Below are 20,755 nucleotides of genomic sequence, written 5' to 3' on the forward strand. Positions count from 1 at the left end.
ATTGATATTCTATGCATAGTTGACATTAACTTTCTTTTAAGTTTATAATCAATTCGGGACAATAAACCTGTTGGGATTAAAAATATTTTCAGATACAATAAGTAACATAGTTCATTATTCTTTTTTTACATTTGCTGAAAATAGATTTTTCACCTGCCCATAGATATTCAAAAACAGGCTATCAATGTGCAGGAAAGAATAAAACATTATAAAAATCATACGATTAAATGACCATTATCATTACAGGAACCTCATCAGGGATTGGATTTGCATTAGCCGAATATTTTGGTAAAAAAGGGAACAAAGTATATGGTTTAAGCAGAAAACATACGGAAAGTCAGTACTTCAAATCGATACCTACTGATGTTACCGACAACACTGCTGTTCAAAACGCCATTGCTGAGGTTCTGAAAACCGAAACCAGAATTGATGTTCTTATCAACAATGCCGGAATGGGAATGGTAGGTGCCGTAGAAGATTCTACCAAGGAAGATATTCTAAAACTTTTCAGCCTGAATTTGGCTGGACCTGTTCAGATGATGAGTGCCGTACTTCCAAAGATGCGTGAAAATAAATTCGGAAAAATTATCAATGTTTCCAGTATCGGAAGTGAAATGGGATTGCCTTTCCGTGGATTTTATTCGGCATCAAAATCGGCTCTGGATAAAGTAACTGAAGCAATGAGGTATGAAGTTTACCCTTGGAATATTGAGGTATGCTCTCTTCACTTGGGAGACATTAAAACCAATATTGCAGAAAACAGAGTCATTGCACAGGTTTCCCAGCCTTATAAAAATGTATTTGACAAAGTATATTCTTTAATGAATGCCCATGTGAATGATGGCACCGAGCCTATAGAAGTGGCAGAATATATTGAAAAACTTTTAGGTAAGAATAAATGGAAAGCTCATTATTATTTTGGTAAATTCGGGCAGAAGATAGGAGTTCCATTGAAATGGATTCTTCCGCAGGGAGTTTATGAGAATTTAATGAAGAAATATAATAAACTGGACTAGTTTCAGTTTTATAAAAAGTTATGTAATAATTACTTTAAACCATTAAGGAGCATGAAGCTTTATTTAAAATTTAGCAATCCATCTATGGTTTAAATACACTGAGAATTGAAGCTGTTTCTAAAAATATTTTTTGTCCTGTTCTGCGTTTTTATACAAGCGCAGAAAAAGCAGTATTGGCTCATTGATACTGAAACCAAGGTCAGAAAAAAAGTAAAAGACTCCGTGTCTGCAGTAAAATATCTGGATTCTCTGGCTCAAAGCAATTACTTCTTCACTCAGCTGAAAGATGTAAAAATAAAAGGAGACAGCACTGAAATTTTTTATGACAAAGGGAAGAATTTCAATGAAACCTATGTAAACCTTTCCGATTCCATTGTTCAGAAGCTGAAAGTTCAGAAAGATTTTTTTACTAAAAACTTAGATTCAACAAAAAAAAGCATCAACAAAAGCTATATTGACGAAGGGTATTCTTTCAGTAGAATTAAGTCTAAGTATAAGGGACAAAAAAATGGATTTCCGATTGTAGAACTGGACATCAATAAAAATGATAAAAGAACGATCAACGGTTTTGTTATAAAAGGTTACGATAAGGTTCCAAAACGATTCATCAAAAATCTGGAAAAGGAATTTAAGGGTAAAAATTATGATGACAAAAACTTATTGGCCATTAATAAGAATTTTCAAAGCCACCCTTTTGTTACGCTTGAAAGACAACCACAGACCCTGTTCACCAAAGATTCTACAAATATTTACCTGTTTTTAGAGAAAAAAAAGACCAATACCTTTGATGGGGTAATTGGTTTTGGAAATGATAAGTCTGACAAGTTTACCCTAAACGGAACCATGAATGTTAATTTCAGGAATATGTTCAACGGTTTTGAGGCGGTTAATCTTTATTGGCAGAGAAACCCTGACAAAGGGCAAACCTTTGATCTTCAGGTAGACATTCCTTACCTGTTTAAATCCAATGTGGGGATGAATACCAAGGTGAATATCTACAGGCAGGATTCTACCTTTGCCAACGTAAAGTTTCTTCCTGCTTTTTATTATCACATCAACAACCGTAATAAGATTGGTCTTCGAGCGACTCTGGAAACCTCTACGATTATTGATTCATTGTATGTTCAGGGAAAGGATTACAACAAAAGAGGGATTGGGATCTGGTTTGAAATGACCGAGCCTACCGATATTGATCTTTTTCTTTACAAAACAAGGATCAATGCGGGATACGATTATTTAACAACAACCTATACCAAAGGAAATATCAAGTCTACCCAAAATCAGTTTTACTTTTTTGGGGAACATAATTATCATATTTCCGGAAACCATTTCCTGAATATTAAAGGGGAAGGCGCCATGATGGATTCTAAAATAGAATTTTCTGCCAACGAGTTGTATCGATTTGGAGGCTGGAATTCCATGCGGGGATTTAATGAAAATTCCCTCGCCGCAGATTTTTATTATTATGGAAGCTTAGAATATCGGTACCTCATCGGCAATCAGGCTTTCTTCGACCTCTTTGGGCAATATGGACAGCTCAATAACAAATCGTTGAATGTAAAACCCAAGCTTTACAGTGTTGGGCTAGGTTTCAATTTCTTTATACCGATCGGGCTGATGAGTTTTCAGCTATCTAATGGTAACGAATTTGGAAACCCATTCAAATTCAATGATATAAAAATCCACTGGGGTATTCTGAGCAGATTTTAAATTGCCCGAATTTATATTATTCTTCACCAACAATTTTTTCAACCACAAAAGGCACAAAAGCTATTTTAATACTAAAGTTTTGTGACTTTTACTGTTTATATAGTTTATAATAAAGCAAAAACACCTATACAAAAGCTCGTTTCAATTTTACCATTTCATTAATTATTTATGTTAAAAAATATATAAATCGTATTTTTATTTTAATATGATCGTAAAGTATAGGTAATAATGCCCAGCTAAATTTGCATTCAAAAAAAATGAAGAAAGCTTTAGCTACATTTGCAGTTTTTTTACTTCCCTTATATATTACGGCTCAGGAAATTAACATTTCCGGAAATGTAAAATCCGAAAACGGCGCCAGTGTCTCGGGTGTAAATATCACCGACAAAAACACAGGAAAGACCGCCATGACTGATGAAAATGGGAATTTTACCATTTCAGCCAATCCAAAAGACATTCTGGAATTTTTTTCACCTGATTTTTCTGTTTACACCGTAGAAGTTTCTTCAAAAAAGGAGTATTCCGTTGTCTTAAGGAAGACCAATGAAAAGCAAATTGAAGGAGTTGTCATTACTGCCTTGGGGATTGCTAAAAAGAAAGAAAAGATTGGATATTCTACACAGGAGGTAGGAACCAAACAGTTTGAAACCATTACTACGCCAAGTATAGGGAATCTATTCTCAGGACAGGTAGCTGGTCTTAATGTTTCCAATCCAACGGGAATGCAGCAGGCACCACAGTTTACATTGAGAGGAAACTCTAATTTGGTTTTTGTAATTGATGGTGTAATTGTAGAAAAGGAAGTTTTTCAAAATCTGGATCCTAACAATATAGAAAACATCAACGTACTGAAAGGGGCTCCGGCTTCTGCTCTATATGGTTCAAGAGGTAGATATGGAGCTATTCTGATCACTACAAAAAGTGCCAAGAAGAAAGGATTCTCTGTTGAATTCTCTCAAAACACTATGATTACAGGAGGGTTTACCAATCTTCCAAAGACTCAAACAGAATATGGTAACGGATCCCACGGAAAATATGAGTTCTGGGACGGCGCCGATGGTGGAGTGAATGATGGGGATATGATCTGGGGACCAAAGTTCGTTCCGGGACTGAAGATCGCACAATGGAACAGCCCTATCAGAGATAAAGTAACAGGACAAATCACGCCTTGGTATGGAGCTGTTACAGGAACTCAGTATAATGATAAATCAAGATACGAAAGGGTTCCGATTGACTGGAAATATCATGATAACCTAGATACATTTTTGAAACCTGCGGTTATCAATAACAATAATTTCGCAATCAGTTATAGGAATAATAAGGACATATACAGGCTTTCCGGAAACTTCATGAATTATGATGACAGGGTTCCTAATTCTTATCTTCAGAAATATGGGGTGAATTTCTCTTCTGAAAATCACTTGGGAGATAAGTTTGTATTTGATACGAAGTTCAACTTCAATCAGGCCTTTACTCCCAATGTTCCCAATTACGACTACAACCCCAGCGGACACATGTACACGATCCTGATCTGGATGGGTGGCGATGTAGATGGAAATGCACTAAGAAACCATATGTGGGTTCCCGGAAAAGAAGGAACTTCACAAGCCAACTGGAACTATGCATGGTACAACAACCCTTGGTTTGGTGCTGAATACTATAAAAATCAAAACAGAACCAATATTATCAATGCACAGGCCGGACTGGAATATAAAGCCACTAAGGATTTTTCTGTAAAGGGTAAAGCATCCATTGTAGAAAATCACAGTAAGACGGAAACTTTCAGCCCTTATTCTTATTTCAACTACAGTGCGCCAAGAAGTGGAGGATATATATTGAAGGATGTAAAAACCTGGAATCTCAACTATGATGTATTAGCTACCTATAAGAAAAAAATATCTGAAAATTTCGACTTTACCATCAATGCCGGAGGTTCTACATTTTACTACAAAAACAACAATAATGAAACCTCTACAGATGGCTTGAAGATTCCTGAAGTCTATACAATGGAAAACTCTATCGGAGCAATCAAAAAATATACTTATCTAAAGGAAAAGCTGATCTACAGTGCCTATTCTACAATTGATATTGGATTATACAATGCTTTCTTTATCAATATTTCCGGACGTAACGACTGGTCTTCTACATTACCTAAAGCCAACAGATCTTATTTCTATCCGTCTGCGTCCGTAAGTGCTGTAATTTCCAATCTGGTAAAGCTTCCGGAGTCTATCAATATGCTAAAACTTTCTGCTTCATGGGCAAAAGTAGCTTATGACTTCCAGCCTTATTCAATCAGAAATTATTATCTGAATAATAAAGGGATTACTTTTAATGGCAGCCCTACTTATTATTATCCAACAATTCTGAATGTTGAAAACTCCTTAAAACCAGAACAGACAAAGTCTTATGAGTTGGGATTAAGTGCCGGTTTCCTTAATAACAGAATTACGTTGGACGCCACCTACTTCAGTACCTTGGATTACAACAATATCCTTGAATTTCCGAGTGCTGAATCATCTGGCTTCATTTCCCAGTATGTAAACGGGAATGAGTATACTACAAAAGGATTCGAAATTTCCCTTGGATTGGTTCCTGTAAAAACATCTGATTTTACATGGAAAACTTTAATCAACTGGAGTACATACGAACAAAAGCTGACTTCTATTTATGATAATATGCCCAACTACAAGAATATCAAGTTAGGTGAAAGAATGGACAGCTACTATGATTATACATGGCAAAAATCTCCGGATGGAAAAGTAATTCTGGATGCTAAATCAGGAATGCCAACCAGAGCAAATGCACCAAGCAACCTGGGACATTTCAATCCGGACTGGACTTTTGGCTTTAACAACAGCTTCAAATATAAAAAGTTATCTCTAAATATCGGAATTGATGGAAGCATCGGTGGTATTATGAGATCTCAGGTAGTTGAAAAAATGTGGTGGGGCGGGAAACATCCTAATTCTGTAGCCTACAGAGATCTTGAATATGCTAACCCAGGAAGTTATTATTTTGTACCGGATGGGGTAAACTACAATCCTACTACAGGGCTTTATACTCCACACACAAAGGCCATCAGCTTCCAGGACTGGGCACAAAATTATCCTTATCAGGCAAGGGTAACACAGGATGAAAGTGAAGAATTTGCAAATGTTTTCGACAGAACATTCATCAAGCTAAGATCTGTAGTATTAGAATACAATTTCTCTTCTTTATTGAATCCAAAGGGAATGATCAAAGGTTTTACCGCAAATATTTCTGCCTACAACCTTGCCATGTGGAAGAAATCCAAGAATCTATATTCTGATCCTGACTTCCAAATCAGATCGGGAAGAACGGGTGACATCACGAATGATATTCAGGATCCATCAAGCAGATGGTTTGGAATAGGATTCAATCTTAAGTTTTAATTAAAAGTACGTCTATACAATGAAAAATAATATAAATGTAATTGCCAGAGCAAGACAAACTGCAAAGTGGTTCAATATAAAATCTATACTTCTTGCAGGAGCATTAGCATTAACTTCGTGCGAATCTAGTCTGGATACCATCAATGAAAATCCAAATGACCCAGCCAGTATTGATCCTAAATATCTTTTAACGTTTGTTTCAAAATATACTTTTCAGGTAGATGGTGATAATATGTATGCTTCCAGAATGATGATTGGTACAGATGGTGAAAACACGTATCAGTATATGAAATGGAATGATGCTTCTTTCGAGGTTTATACCAAAGGCCTTTTGAATACAGGAAAAATGATTCAGGAAGCGGAGAAGATCAATAATAAAAATTATATCGCCATCGGTAAGTTTTTCAGGGCTTATCATTTCTTCAACATAAGCCTAAAGGTAGGAAGTGCGCCCTATTCTGAAGCGGCAAAGGGTGAATCCGGAATTACACAACCCAAGTACGATACTCAGGATGCTATTATGTCCGGAATCTTATCAGAATTAAAGGAAGCTAATGATCTGATCAATACCAATGATAAAATTGAGGGAGACATTGTTTTCGGTGGTGATGCTTTAAAATGGAAAAAACTGATCAATTCTTTCCGTTTGAAAATACTGATTACTTTATCTAAAAAAACAACAGTTGGAAGCTATAATATTGCAACAGAATTTGCAGCCATTGCAGCCAGCCAGCCTTTGATGACTTCTATTTCAGATAACGGAGAACTTAAATTTGCCGATGCTGCAGACAGCAGATATAGCATGTTCAACAACAGTGGTTATGGATCTAGTTTATACATGGCTGATTATTTCATTAATCTATTTAAAGACAGACATGATCCTCGTTTATTCACATTTGCAGCACAAACTACCGGTGCCAAAGAAGCCGGAAAAGCGATTACAGATTTCACAGGATACAATGGAGGAAATCCTACATCACCCTACTCTGATAATGCCGCGTTAATCACAGCGAAAAATATTTCTAAGGTAAATGATCGTTTTTATAAAGATGCTACCAACGAACCAGCATCAGTATTAAGCTATTCAGAATTAGAATTTATTTTAGCAGAAGCAGCTGCCAGAGGATGGATTTCCGGATCTGCAAAAACACATTACGATAATGCGATCAAGGCAAGCTTTACTTTCTATCAAACATATGTAAAAAACCCTGGGCAATATTTCACAGGTTTTGATGTAAACCAATACCTTACAACTCCTTTGGTAGTATATAATAATTCTGCCCCATTAGAAACTCAAGTGGAAAAAATCATCACTCAAAAGTACATGACCATGTTCCATCAGGCCCAGTGGACTTCTTATTATGATTATTTAAGAACAGGATATCCAAATTATCCTTTAAAGGCAGGAGTTCCGGCACCATTCAGATTTAGATATCCTCAATCAGAATACAGCTATAACAACGCGAACTTAAAGGCAGCACTTACCACTCAGTATGGGGGAAATGATAATATTAACTCTAAACCTTGGTGGCTACAGTAGAAATCTGATTTATTTTAAACAAAACAAAGAAATCGCAAGAAAATCCTATTAACTTGCGGTTTCTTTCTTATTACGACTGAACATGGACAGAAGAGAATTTTTAGAAAAATCAAGTATTTTATTAGCCGGACTAGGAACTTCAAGTGTTCTTCATCCTGCAATCTTAAAGGCCCTAGCTATTGATCCGGCCGCACAATCTACTTTTTATGATGCTGAGCATGTGGTTATCCTAATGCAGGAAAACCGTTCATTCGATCATGCTTTTGGTGCCTTAAAAGGAGTGAGAGGTTTTCTAGATAAAAGAGCTTTTGTAAAACAGGATGGGCATTCTGTTTTCTTTCAAAAGGAAAATAGTGGAAAATATGCCTCACCGGCTCGTTTGGATCTTAGAAACACCAAGTCTACATGGATGAGCTCGCTTCCCCATTCTTGGGAAAACCAACAACACGCATTGAATAAAGGAAAATATGACCAGTGGCTTCAGGCAAAGGCTTCCGGAAATAAGGATTATAAAAATATTCCGCTTACTCTAGGATATTACAACCGTGAAGATCTTCCCTTTTATTATCAAATGGCGGATGCTTTTACCATATTTGACCAATATTTCTGTTCTTCACTTACGGGAACCACCCCCAACAGATTATTTCTTTGGTCCGGAACTTTAAGAGAGCAGCAAAACGGTAAATCAAAGGCCAATGTTGTTAATGATGATATTGATTATGATAAAGCCAGACAGGCAAAATGGAAGAGTTTCCCTGAGATTTTAGAAGAGCAAAACGTATCATGGCGTATCTACCAAAATGAAATCAGCCTGCCGAAAGGAATGTCCGGAGAGCAGGAAGCATGGCTAAGCAACTTTACAGACAACCCGATTGAGTGGTTTTCAAAATATAATGTAAAATTTTCAAAGGGATATTACGAGAATATTCCCAAAATGATTGCTTCACTGAAACAGGAAATCGTACAAAACCCTACCCGAAAAGAAAGACTGGAAGCAATCATTTCTGAACTTCAGGAAGATCAGGTAACCTATCATCCGGATAATTATTCAAAGCTGTCACAACAGGAGAAAAACCTCCATGAAAATGCCTTCACTACCAACTCAAATGATCCCGATTATCACAATCTGGAAATTGGTAAAGATGAAAACGGAGAAAGACTGGTCGTTCCGAAGGGTGATGTTTTGTTTCAGTTCCGTAAGGATGTGGAAGAGAAAAAGCTTCCGTTGGTTTCCTGGCTGGTGGCGCCCGAACATTTCTCTGATCATCCTGGTTCCCCTTGGTATGGAGCATGGTATATTTCTGAGGTTTTAAATATTCTGACTAAAGATCCTGAAACGTGGAAAAAAACTATTTTTATTATCAATTATGATGAAAATGACGGTTATTTTGACCACGTGATCCCTTTTGCTCCTCCTTTGAACCCAAGTCAACCAGTTGATATAAACGGAAAAGATGGAGTTGAATATGTGGACAAGTCACAGGAATATATGTCTGATCCTACCTTAAAGGATTATGAAAAAACAGAAGGAACTGTTGGCCTTGGCTACAGGGTTCCAATGATTATTGCATCTCCATGGACTAAGGGAGGCTTTGTCAACTCTGAGGTTTCAGATCATACCTCTGTGCTGCAGTTTCTGGAGAAATTTATCATGAAGAAGTTTAATAAAAATGTTCATGTGGATAATATCAGCGACTGGAGAAGAGCTGTTTGCGGAGATTTGACTTCTGCTTTCAACACACCAAATGTAAAGGCTCCACAAATGGATTATCTGGATCAAAAGGATTTTGCGAAAACCATTAATGCTGCCAAAAACAAACCTGTTCCCCAACTGAAATGGTATTCTGAAAATGAGCTTAATAACAGTCTGCTTGATATTCAGGAAAAGGGAATGAAACCATCCAATCCGCTTCCTTATGATTTCTATGTGAATTTGGATGGAGATAAGATTAAGATGACCAATGTAAAGGAAAACGGGGTTCCGCTTCATCTTTATAATAGAACACAGTTGAACAGTAATAACTATTATTTTTCCTATGCATTATACTCCAAGCAGGAATTATCACATCCCGTGGTACAGTCCGGAACATATGATTATGAAGTATTTGGTCCTAATGGCTTTTTCCGAAAGTTCAAGGGAACCCAAAAACCGGAAATTGAGGCTATTCTGATTAATAACAGTTCAAAAAGCCAGGTTGAATTAATCTTTAAGAATCATAAAAAAAGTAATATCAATCTAACGCTGGAAAACCTGTATGAGAGAAGTAAAAAAACGATATCTGTACAGAAGCCTGAAGAGAAAATAATGATTGATCTTAGTAAATACAAGGGTTGGTACGACCTTAAAGTCACTCTTGAAAATCATATCTGGCATTTTGCAGGCAGAATAGAAACAGGTAAAGTTTCTGTTTCGGACCCTCATTGGGCTTAGAGTTATTTCAATAAAGACTAAAGATCCTGTACGTTCAGTACAGGATTTTTCATTTCCAAATATATAATAATTCACAATTATAATGCATTAAAAAAATCAAATAATCAACAATATAAAAATTATAATATATTTTTTTCATAATATGTTGAATTTTGTTATATTCACTTAACTAATTATAGCATCATGAAAAAATTAAACTTAACGATCGCAATGTCACTATTTGCAGTTGCTGCATCTACAAATTTAAGCGCGCAGGATACCAATACAGACAACCATACAGTCACAATTTCTATCCCTGAAGTTGCTTTGGTAGATATTGAACCTGCGGCCACAAAAAATATTACCCTTGGATTTACAGCTCCTACAGAAGCCGGGAATCCTATTATTCCAGCTACGGCCAATACTACCTTATGGCTTAATTATTCTTCCATCAAATCTGTTGCAGATCCTACCCGTAATGTAAGTGTAAGCATGAATGCTATCATCCCTGGAGTTGATCTTCATGTAACTGCTGCTGCAGCTACCGGATCCGGAGCTGGTACATTAGGAACATCCGCAGGTCTATTGACTTTAAGTGCTGCCGGCCAAACGATTATTTCAGGTATCGGAAGTGCTTATACAGGAAATGGTGCCAATAACGGACACAACCTTACGTATGCTCTTGCTGCGGGAAGCGGCCCTGGAGGGGTGGCAGCTTACGCAGATTTACAGGCAACAGCCACTACAGTAGCTACCGTTACGTATACAATATCAGATAATTAGAATTTAAATAAAATTCTTTTCTGCATTCAAAAACAAGAAGAAGCTGGCATTCAGTTTCTTCCTGCTTTTGTATTATTAATGATTAACTCCAAACTTTAAATAATGATGATGATAAAGCGTATTCTTCTTTTGATCACCCTGATGTTGCAGTTCAGCTTTTTACATGCCGGTATTGTAGTTCTCAACGGGCTTACGCATTCCTACAAGATAGAAAACGGAAAAGTTTACAAGGGAACAATTGCGATTGAAAATACAGGCAACAGCTCTCAGAATGTAAAACTATTTTTACAGGACTTAAGTTATCATGCTGATGGAACAATCAATTATACGACAATACGAACCAATAAAAGAACAAATGGAGACTGGATCAAGCTCAATACAAATTTAGTTACCCTAAAAGCCAAAGAAAAAACTGAAGTATTTTATGAAATTACGGTTCCTAATCAAACGGTAGATCCCGGCAGCTATTGGAGTGTAATTATCGTAGAACCTGTAGAGGATATAAAGCCAAGCGACAATAAACCAGGAGTGAACATCACTTCTGTAATACGATATGCGATTCAGGTGATTACAGATTTTGAAACAGAAAAGGCCAAACCGGATCTTACATTTGAAAGTGTAAAAGTAGAAAAAGAGGAAGGTAAACAAACCGTAAAAATTGCCATAGCCAATACCGGAACTCTTTATTGCAAACCTACAGCATCTATTGAGATTTTTAACCGTAAAACAGGACAGAAAATAGGAACCTACTCAAGTGTAACGATGAGTCTGCTGCCTTCTACCTCTAAAACATTTAGCATTGATATCAGTAAGGTACCACCGGATAAATATACTGCTACCATAATGACCACAGACGAAGAGGAAAATGCTTTTGCACTTAATGTGGAATTAGAAGTGAAAAATGATTAAAACTTGGACATTATTTATTATCATACTATTATTCCCGGTATTTACTTTTTCTCAGCAGCAATCAGACCGATTGATCAGTAAAAAAGATAGCCTAATGCCGGGAATGTCTACTTCTATTCCATTGTCATTAGAAAACAGTTCCGGGGAAAACAAAGTCTATGACATTTCAGTTCTCACATCCAGTCCGCAGATTACCCCTATTTTATCAAAAGGCAAATTTCCAATTGCCCATCATGAGACTTCGGTCTACCTGGTTCCCTTGCGTATTGCATCAGAAACACCTCAAGGAGACTACTCCATAACGCTGAATATTACAGACCTCAGTAATGGAATTATTTTTACTAAAAGCTCACAGATAACAGTTTCCGGAAACAGAAAAGTTTCCGTAACGGTATTAGACCCGCCCGAGTTTACAAGAGCAGGAGAAACAATACGGGCTTCATTTCTTTTAAAAAATAATGGAAATGTAACGGAAACGCTTGTTCTGGAAAGTAAAAATGCCATTGTTGATCATGATGCTTCCCTTATCTTAGCTCCTAATGAATCAAAAGTGATTACTATACATAAGGTAACTGATTCTGAGCTTAGACAAAATGAGTTTCAGAATCTTAATCTTTCGGTATATTCAAAAGACAACCCTAAAGAAAATCAAATCGTCTATGTAAGTACTCAGATTATATCAGTAAAACCATCAGAAAACGACATTTATCACAGACTTCCTGTTGCTGCTTCATTATCTTTTATTGGAATGCAGAATATGGGTGTTTACCACGATGGATTCCAGGGAGAAATTTACGGAAAAGGAACTCTGGATAAAGACAGTAAAAACCAGGTTGAATTTCGTGCCTTGACACGCAATCCTATTGAGTTAAATTCATTCACTCCGTACGAAGAATATTTTGTTAATTATAAACGGGATCATTTTTTTATTCATCTTGGGGACAAAATGTATTCTTCTTCTTATTTAACTGAGTTTGCAAGGTATGGCCGTGGAGCAGAAATCAGATATGATTTTAACAGAGTAAGCCTGGGTGGCTTTTATAATCATCCCAGATTTTTCAGAGATATAAAAGATGAATTGAATGTCTATTCAACTTTTAAGATCCGGAAAGAGTCTGAAATTTCTGCAGGATATCTTTACAAAACTCCAAGAAAGGAAGAAAACAGATTCGGAGATGTAAGATTAGATTCTGATGCTCATCTTCCTTATATCAAAGGAAAATTCAAAATATCAAGACACATTAATGTTTCCGGAGAATTTGCTTACAGCAACACCAGACAGACTGATGGGACAGCGTATAAGCTGCAGTCTGAAGTGAATTTTGAAAAGCTTAGTGGAAATCTAATGTATATGAGAGCAAGCCCGATGTTTGCAGGATATTTTACCAACACCAATACTTTTAACGGAAATATTCAATACAGATTATCTAAGAAAATAAGTGTATTGGCCACTTATACGCAAGATGCTAAAAATTTTGAGCGGGATACTCTATTCCTGGCCGCTCCCTACAGACAATACTTCCAATATGGAATACAGTATAAATATCTTCCTAATGGCCTTATCATGCTTAATAACGGCTATCAGAAATATCAGGATCGCCTGGAGCCCAGACAATTTGATTATTATGAACGTTTTTTCAGAGTAAGTCTGAATCAACAGATCGGAATATTCCAAATCAATTTTGAGGGGCAAATTGGAAAAACAGACAATTATCTAACCGGATTTAATGGCAATTCCAGTTTCTATTCGGCTAACCTCTCATTTGAAAAATTCAGAACCTCTTTTAATATCTTTGGAAGCTATGCCATTACTTCCCGATATCAGCTGCAAAACCAAAAACAGCTCTATTACGGAGCAAGGGTTTTCAGCAAATTTTCTGAAAAGACTAGCTTAAGTATCTTTTACCAGAATAATTATGTACCTGAAGAATATTTCAAAGATAGAAATCTGTTTGAACTGTTATTCCATCAACAGCTATTTCCTGGAAATGAGCTGGATCTCTCGGGTAGATATTCGTTGCAAAGGGGTGAAATAGGCAATAAAGATTTTATATTTTCAATACGATACACCTGGCGTCCTCATATTCCGGTACAGAAAGTGGCAGAATATATTTCTTTATCCGGGAATATCCGTAATCTTGGGATAAAAAGAACAGAGGGCATAAGATTAATGCTTGGGAGTTATTTATCCGTCACAGATAAAGAGGGAAATTACATATTTAAAAATGTTATTCCCGGAAATTATTTCCTGGAAATAGATCGGTCGACAACAGAAATCAATGATATTTCAACATCGGCTTTTCCGGCAGCTCTTTCTCTTTTCAATAAAGAAAATGTTTTTAATTTCGGATTAACTTCTGCTGCTAATTTACAGGGACACATTCATTTACAGGAAACAGATACTAAACCATTCTCTTCTCTGAAAGATAAAAAGAAAAAAGAAAGCATCATTGTGGAAGTAGTAAGTGATGATCAGACTTATCGTAAAATATGTTTCATAGGTGAGGGGTTTGATTTTACTTATCTCCGGCCCGGAGACTGGACGGTTAAAATCTACAGAAATGGCCTTGACAAACGGTATAAGATTTCAACCGATAAATTTCAGTTTAGTTTAAAACCTGCGGAAATCAAAAAAATAAACATCCAAATAGTCAAACAACAACTAGAGATTAAATACCAGCAGGAAACTCTAAAGGTTGGATATAATGAAATAAAAAGTAAGAAATGATTTTGATCCGTTCCATATTATTAATCTTTTTTATTTTCTCTGGTTTATTGTATTCCCAGGCTACGGTCACTTTCACCCTACCTGTTGTAACTTTAATGGATGTAGAACCTGCAGGAAATATGACCTTAAACTTTACAGCTCCTACTGAAGCAGGAAACCCACTTGTAAACCCCACTCCCAATACATCAAAATGGATCAATTATACTTCTGCAATTGCTACCGGAGGACTTTCCAGAAGAATTACAGCAGCGCTTATTAACCAGCCTATCCCCGGCGTGAATATCAGACTGCAGGCAGCGACAGCATCCGGAACAGGAGGAGGTGCATTAGGGACGCCCTCAGCACAGGTAACCCTTACCACTACCCCTATCACGATCATAAGTGGAATTGGGGGTGCTTACACAGGTAATGGAGTCAATAATGGGCATCGTCTCACTATTTCTCTGGTTCCCGGTACGTATGCCAATTTATCCCCCCAGGCTAACACCGTGATTACCATAGTCTATACCATCACAGAATAAAACTGAAACATGAAAATGAATACCCCCTTTCTCAGAGAAGTCTTCGTAAAAAGGTATCTATGTATTATTCTTTTAATCATTAGCAACTACCTAAGAGCACAGGTAGTAACGGTTTCCGGAAACTGGAATCCCAGCCTGCCAGTCATTACAGAGGCAGGGAATAATTATACTGGAACTTATGATAATACTACCACCACTATTAATCCAATAACACTATCAGCTACACTACCCGGAAATTTCCTCAATCTTCTTTCAGGTACAGGTGCAAAAATGACCATGCATTATACTACCAATGCCTGGCACAGCTCTTTAGGTCTTGCTGCCAGGAGAACTGGGGGAACGGGTTCGGTCTCCGGATTTTGTCTTATCTGTTCAGCTACAATCAATGGAGGAGCGGCCTTTGTTCCCATACAACAAATGTCAGATTCAACTTTAGTCACTTTAACCTTTGGTGGACTTTTAGGGATTAATAATACCGCAAATTTCTCGGATATTAACCTGATCATACAGTTATCTGGTGTTTCGGTTACAATTCCTGCAACTACCTATAGTGCACGAATAGTTTTCACCATTGTGGCAAATTAATACCAGTGATAAAGGAAAATAATGAGAATTTAAAGTTATATTTTCAAATGATTACCTAAAAAAAAAATCCTTTTCAAAATTTGAAAAGGATTTTTTCTTCTATACTTTACAGTTAATGTTTCGCCCACCAAAGAGGAGTTAATACAGCATCAGCTCCGCCCAGTAGCTGAACAGCCTTATCATATCCGACCTGGTCAGTATTTCTGAATGTACTTGGGTACCTTAATCTTTGAGGGAAATTCTGAATAGAATTGACCATATAATTTCCCGAATTCAGATTAGGTAGGTTTACCAACGGCGTTTCTATCGCTGGGTTTTCAAAGAATGGTAATCCCAATCTTCTTTGATCACTCCACGATTCCAACGGAAGCCATGGCATATTGGCAATGTATTTCTGCGTAATGATTTTCGTTAATTTATCATTTTTCACCGATCCATTTTTATAAATAGTGTTGACCGGATATTTAATATCTACTGAAACCAAGTTTCCTGTAGCAGGATCTTTATATTTCATCGTATGGCTTAGTCCCGGCTCTGTAATATGACTGTATGAAACAGAAGTTCCGTCCCTGTTATAATCTGTTGAGATAATATATTGTCCATAGAATTGTGAAACGCCATTATAAGCAAAGCTTTCCTGGATTCCTCTATTATAAGCCGCTTCGTCACTCATTGGAACTGCCCAGCCTTTTAAAGCTGCTTCAGCCATCAGGAAATAGGTTTCCCAGCTTGCAAAAAATATTCTTGAGTTTCCACTTTCTCTATATTGTTTACCTAGAGCAGGCATACACCCAACCACGTTTCTCAATGCATTTCTTTGCCCTTTTACCCCCCAGTTTCCAATGGTATAAGCATTCCAGGTATTTACTGCATTCACTGTAATTTTTGAGTTGTCTGCAAAGGTTAGATCACCATAGTTTGTTGTAGCCTGATTGGTATAGCTTGGATATAAAGAATAGATAGGACTTGTAAGATCTCCGGGAATATAAAATGTTTTATAAGCTCTCGGGTCTATTTTATTCGGTAAACCATCCAGCCAATATCCGGCACTTGGATCATTCGTCATTGTAGTGAATTGCTGATCATATTTTATTCCAACATAATCGGAAGCTTTCACTGCTGTATGCTGAGCTGCAGGTAATTGATCTGTAGAATTGATTCCTCCTAACCCAATATACATATTATTAAGGGTTGCTGATAAAATTTGAGAGTTCCATTCTCTAGACATAACTCCTGTCAAAGCATCCCATCCCGGCTTTTCGGCCACCGTAAAATTCTCTGCACTTGTAGTGATCAACATATTGGAATTGGCGGCAGCTTCAAATTCAGCTTTCGCTTTTGCAGGATCAACTTCAGCAATTCTCATAGCCATTCTCATTCTCATTGAATTGGCATATTTTACCCATTTACTCCAATTAAAACCATATACCATATCATAAGCGTTTGGATTACTTGGAGTACCTTGATTGGTATCCATTTTAGCAACTGCATCTTTCAGTTCATCTAAAATAAAATAGTACACTTCTTTTTCCGAATTGAACGTTGGGTTTATACCCTGAAATGCCTGAATAGGCTGTGGCCCAAAATTATCGGAAAATTCACTCATTAGATAAGCTCTCCAGATTCTGGAAACTTGAATAATATTCTCATAATAAGGCTTGCTTTGTCCTAAAGCCTTCTTTTCATTGGCAATCTGAATTGCAGCATTTGCATTGTTTAACCATTCAGAAATGTACTTCCAGTACTCTGAGCTCCATGAGTCATCATATGATCCCCCTGCAATCCCTGTGGTAAGATGTTGTCTTGCTGCAGTTTTCCAATAAAGAACAAACACTCGCTCTGCAATATTAGGATCCTGCTGTGCACCTAAAATAGAGTTATTTAAAAAATACTCTGGTTCAGATTTACCGACATCAACAGAGAAAGGATCCTTATTGATGTCTTCAAAATCATTACACGCAGTACAAACAGCTGCCAATGTTATTAAAGATAGAATATATTTTTTCATGATGTTAATTTTGATATTAAAAGCCTAGTGTAATTGTAAATAAATATGATCTTGTTGTAGGAAATGCAAGGTTTTCAAATCCAACAGCATTTGAGTTAATTGCAAATACTGATTCTGGATCTATCCCTTTAGCCTTGCTATAAATCATCCATACGTTATTTGCTGTGAATGAAACCTTAGCACTTTGTAAAGCTAGCTTTTGAAAAATACTTTTAGGAAAGCTGTAAGAGACCTGAATGTTTCTTAATCTGATATTGGTGGCATCATAAATATTCTCTTCTGTAATCCCAAGATTTCCATTGGTTACTGCAGCCCAATAGTCTTGTTGAGTTACTTCTTTGGTATTAGTAGTATAGCTACTTCCTTGTTCCATCACTGCATCAACAACAAAATTATCTCGTTTGCCTCCAGGAGCCGTGTCTGCAGCAAGCCCTGCTCGTTGTAGAGCAAGCTGAGTTGATGAGAAAAATTTCCCACCTATTCTACCATCAATTAAAAAAGAAAGTCCAAAGTTCTTATAGACAAAACTATTAGTAACTCCAAACAATGCTCTAGGATTTTGATCTCCCAAATATCCGATACTGCCTGCCTGAGGTAATCCATTCTTGTCTACAATAAGTTTTCCAAAATGAGGACTATTAGCATCTTCTACTCTTAAAAACTTTGTTCCGTAAATAGCCCCATAAGGCTTTCCTACTTCTGCAAAGAACCCTACATTATCAAATCCTCCTAAAGGATATATATTTACTTGGTCATTAATCTCATCTATCACACTTTTTAGCTTAGAAAAGTTAGCATTGATATTCCATTTGAAATTTTCATTCCTAAAAATATCTGAATTCGCAACTATTTCTATCCCGCTATTATGAAGTCCTCCAGAACTGATCTTCATTTTTTCATATCCTGAAAGTGGATTCATTGGCAAATCAATCAGCTGCTTTGTAGCGTTATTACTAAAATAACTTACATCCAGAGAAATTCTGTCAAAGAATTTAAGATCAAATCCAACTTCAAATGTCTTTAATTTCTCAGCTTGCAAATTTGCATTGTACAGAATTTTTTTCCTGCTCAATATAATATGCCCATTAGGATCCGTTGAAGGCACATAATCATTATACAGTTCATATGGATTGAGAGAATTTCCAGTTATGGCATAGGCAGCACGCAGTTTAGCAAAAGTCAGAACTTTAGAAGTTGTGCCACTCATCTTATTCAACATTTCTGTCAATACGAGTGAAGTACTTATAGAAGGATAAAAATAAGACCTATTTTCTAGACTTAAAGTAGAAGACCAATCATTCCTTGCAGTTGTATTAATGAAAAAATAACCATCATAATTTATTTCCGCAGAAGCAAAAACCGAGTTAATTTTCTTCCATAAATCAACTTCATTATTTGCTATTGCCGCCAGGTCACTCGTATTACTTACACTAAAAACATTTGGTAGAATCAGATTTTGAGTAGAAAAATATATAGCTTTAGTTCTACTCTCCATCATTTGTCCGTATACTGAGACAGATCCTCCCCATTTTCCAAAAAGGTTATCTTTTTTAGCTGTAAGACTTGCTATATAATTATTTTCATAAAATTTTTCTTCATTGGTAGCATATGAATTTCTACGAGAAGTTCCTGTCCAAACTCGAGCATCAGAATTTAAAGAATAAAAATCAGTTCCAACTCTTACATCTGCACTTAGCCAATCGTTGAATTGATATTTAAGAAAACCATTTAAAACGAAACGGTCTTTTTTGTCCCCATTAAGCGCATTGTAAGCAGTCCAATAAGGATTAATACCACTAGGGGTAATCCAACGAGATTTTACCTCATTCTGAGTCTGTCCTTCACGATAATCCCTTATATCAATATCTTGAGGCATAAGCAACAAATTTGGGTAATAATTCCCCTCACCCTGACCACCTGAAGGTCTATTTTTAGCTTTAGTACTGATATATTGTGCTTTCATTTCTGAGGTCCATCTTTTATTAGCTCCAAAAGTTGAATTCATTTTGGCCATAAAATTGAATCGCTCGTATTTTGAATTTGGAATCTGACTATTGTCACTCAAGTAAGCAGCAGAAGTATACAAACTTGTGCCTTCTCCCAAATTACTCTGGAAGCTTAAATTATGTTGTGAATTAACACCTGTCTTAAAAAAGCTATTAAGATTATCGTAAACTTTTCCTTGGATAGTAGGTCCCCATGATGATGTGTTTTCAGATTTATTAGGGTCATACACTCCATTACTTCCCCTCCCAAAGTTATGCTGCATATCTGGCTTCATAAAAATAGTTTCAAAGCCTAAACTTGTAGAATAATTAATACCTAATCCTCCTTTCTTTTTGCCAGTTTTCGTTGTAACCAAAATAACCCCATTACCCCCTCTAGAACCATACAAAGCAGAAGCAGCACCTCCCTTAAGGACGGAAATACTTTCTATATCATCAGAATTTAGATCACTGAGACCATTTCCCATATCCAAATCTGGATTCCAAAAGTCATTATTGTAATTGCCATCATTCTTTCTAGGCTTAGTACCTAAATTATTACTTAATGGCACTCCATCAACTACAATTAAAGGTTGATTATCTCCTTTAAATGAATTGAATCCTCTCAGATTAATCCTTGATGAAGATGCTGGCCCAAAGCCAGCCTTTATTACTTGAAGTCCCGACACTTTACCGGCTAAAGCATTTGTTACATTTGTCTCTTTAGCGTCAACAAGTGTTTGACCTTTGACATCTTGGAAAGAATATCCCAAGGCTTTCTTTTCTTTTTTAACGCCATAGGCAGTTACAACCACTTCGCCAATCTTTGATACTTTTGCAGAATCTGTATTTTGTGCATACAGTCCATTGAAGCAAAAAAATAAAGATGGGAGAAGTCCTATCTTAATAAATGTTCTATTCATAATTCAATCAATGTTTTTATTACAAATATAATATTTTAACAGTATTTAGCAACACAATACTAAAAAACAAATAGAAATAATAAAAATATAATTGATATTATGAAATTTAAGGTTATAAATGTTAATTGATTTACATTGAATTTCAAGAAAAACTGAGATTCCAGAATGCAAAAAATGTCAATGATAAATAAGATCTACTTTAAAAAATAAAATCTACAAAA

Annotated in this window: 12 protein-coding genes; 10 read left to right on the top strand and 2 right to left on the bottom strand. The window is 36.3% G+C overall.

Annotated elements, in window-relative coordinates:
* Nucleotides 1-227: 227 nt before the first annotated feature.
* The 10 genes from EG359_RS12675 to EG359_RS12720 all read left to right on the top strand — a co-directional run bounded on the left by EG359_RS12675 (nt 228) and on the right by EG359_RS12720 (nt 15,618).
* A complete protein-coding gene (locus EG359_RS12675) occupies nt 228-1,016 on the top strand; it encodes an SDR family oxidoreductase (protein ID WP_076355224.1) in 789 nt (262 codons plus the stop codon).
* A 105-nt stretch (nt 1,017-1,121) separates the two neighbouring features.
* Entirely contained in the window at nt 1,122-2,726 is a 1,605-nt protein-coding gene (locus tag EG359_RS12680; protein ID WP_076355226.1) for an autotransporter assembly complex protein TamA, read from the top strand.
* Between the two features lie 257 nt (nt 2,727-2,983).
* Nucleotides 2,984-6,142, top strand: a complete 3,159-nt coding sequence (locus tag EG359_RS12685; protein WP_076355228.1) for a SusC/RagA family TonB-linked outer membrane protein — start codon at nt 2,984-2,986, stop codon at nt 6,140-6,142.
* A gap of 19 nt (nt 6,143-6,161) precedes the next feature.
* A complete protein-coding gene (locus EG359_RS12690) occupies nt 6,162-7,682 on the top strand; it encodes a SusD/RagB family nutrient-binding outer membrane lipoprotein (protein WP_076355230.1) in 1,521 nt (506 codons plus the stop codon).
* Nucleotides 7,683-7,764: 82 nt separating this feature from the next.
* Nucleotides 7,765-10,113 (top strand): phosphocholine-specific phospholipase C, encoded by a 2,349-nt coding sequence (locus tag EG359_RS12695; RefSeq protein WP_076355232.1) that lies wholly within the window; start codon nt 7,765-7,767, stop codon nt 10,111-10,113.
* A 183-nt stretch (nt 10,114-10,296) separates the two neighbouring features.
* Nucleotides 10,297-10,875, top strand: coding sequence for a hypothetical protein (locus tag EG359_RS12700; protein ID WP_076355234.1), 579 nt, complete (start codon nt 10,297-10,299; stop codon nt 10,873-10,875).
* A 102-nt stretch (nt 10,876-10,977) separates the two neighbouring features.
* A complete protein-coding gene (locus EG359_RS12705) occupies nt 10,978-11,784 on the top strand; it encodes a WxL protein host-binding domain-containing protein (protein WP_228435069.1) in 807 nt (268 codons plus the stop codon).
* Entirely contained in the window at nt 11,777-14,512 is a 2,736-nt protein-coding gene (locus tag EG359_RS12710; RefSeq protein WP_076355236.1) for a hypothetical protein, read from the top strand. The genes EG359_RS12705 and EG359_RS12710 overlap by 8 nt, the downstream gene beginning before the upstream one ends.
* Nucleotides 14,509-15,033, top strand: coding sequence for a hypothetical protein (locus EG359_RS12715; RefSeq protein ID WP_076355238.1), 525 nt, complete (start codon nt 14,509-14,511; stop codon nt 15,031-15,033). The genes EG359_RS12710 and EG359_RS12715 overlap by 4 nt, the downstream gene beginning before the upstream one ends.
* A gap of 9 nt (nt 15,034-15,042) precedes the next feature.
* Nucleotides 15,043-15,618: a hypothetical protein gene (locus EG359_RS12720; RefSeq protein ID WP_076355240.1), complete on the top strand. Its 576-nt coding sequence runs from the start codon at nt 15,043-15,045 to the stop codon at nt 15,616-15,618.
* Nucleotides 15,619-15,730: 112 nt separating this feature from the next.
* On the opposite strand, the gene EG359_RS12725 is transcribed toward EG359_RS12720, so the two are convergent.
* Together EG359_RS12725 and EG359_RS12730 are read right to left on the bottom strand one after the other, a co-directional pair.
* Nucleotides 15,731-17,626 carry a SusD/RagB family nutrient-binding outer membrane lipoprotein gene (locus EG359_RS12725; RefSeq protein ID WP_076355242.1) on the bottom strand — a complete coding sequence of 632 codons (1,896 nt, stop codon included), beginning with the start codon at nt 17,624-17,626 and terminating at the stop codon, nt 15,731-15,733.
* Nucleotides 17,627-17,642: 16 nt separating this feature from the next.
* On the bottom strand, nt 17,643-20,534 hold the full coding sequence (locus tag EG359_RS12730) for a SusC/RagA family TonB-linked outer membrane protein (protein ID WP_076355244.1): 2,892 nt from the start codon (nt 20,532-20,534) through the stop codon (nt 17,643-17,645).
* Between the last annotated feature and the right edge of the window lie 221 nt (nt 20,535-20,755).

Source organism: Chryseobacterium joostei, assembly GCF_003815775.1.
Lineage (GTDB): Bacteria > Bacteroidota > Bacteroidia > Flavobacteriales > Weeksellaceae > Chryseobacterium > Chryseobacterium joostei.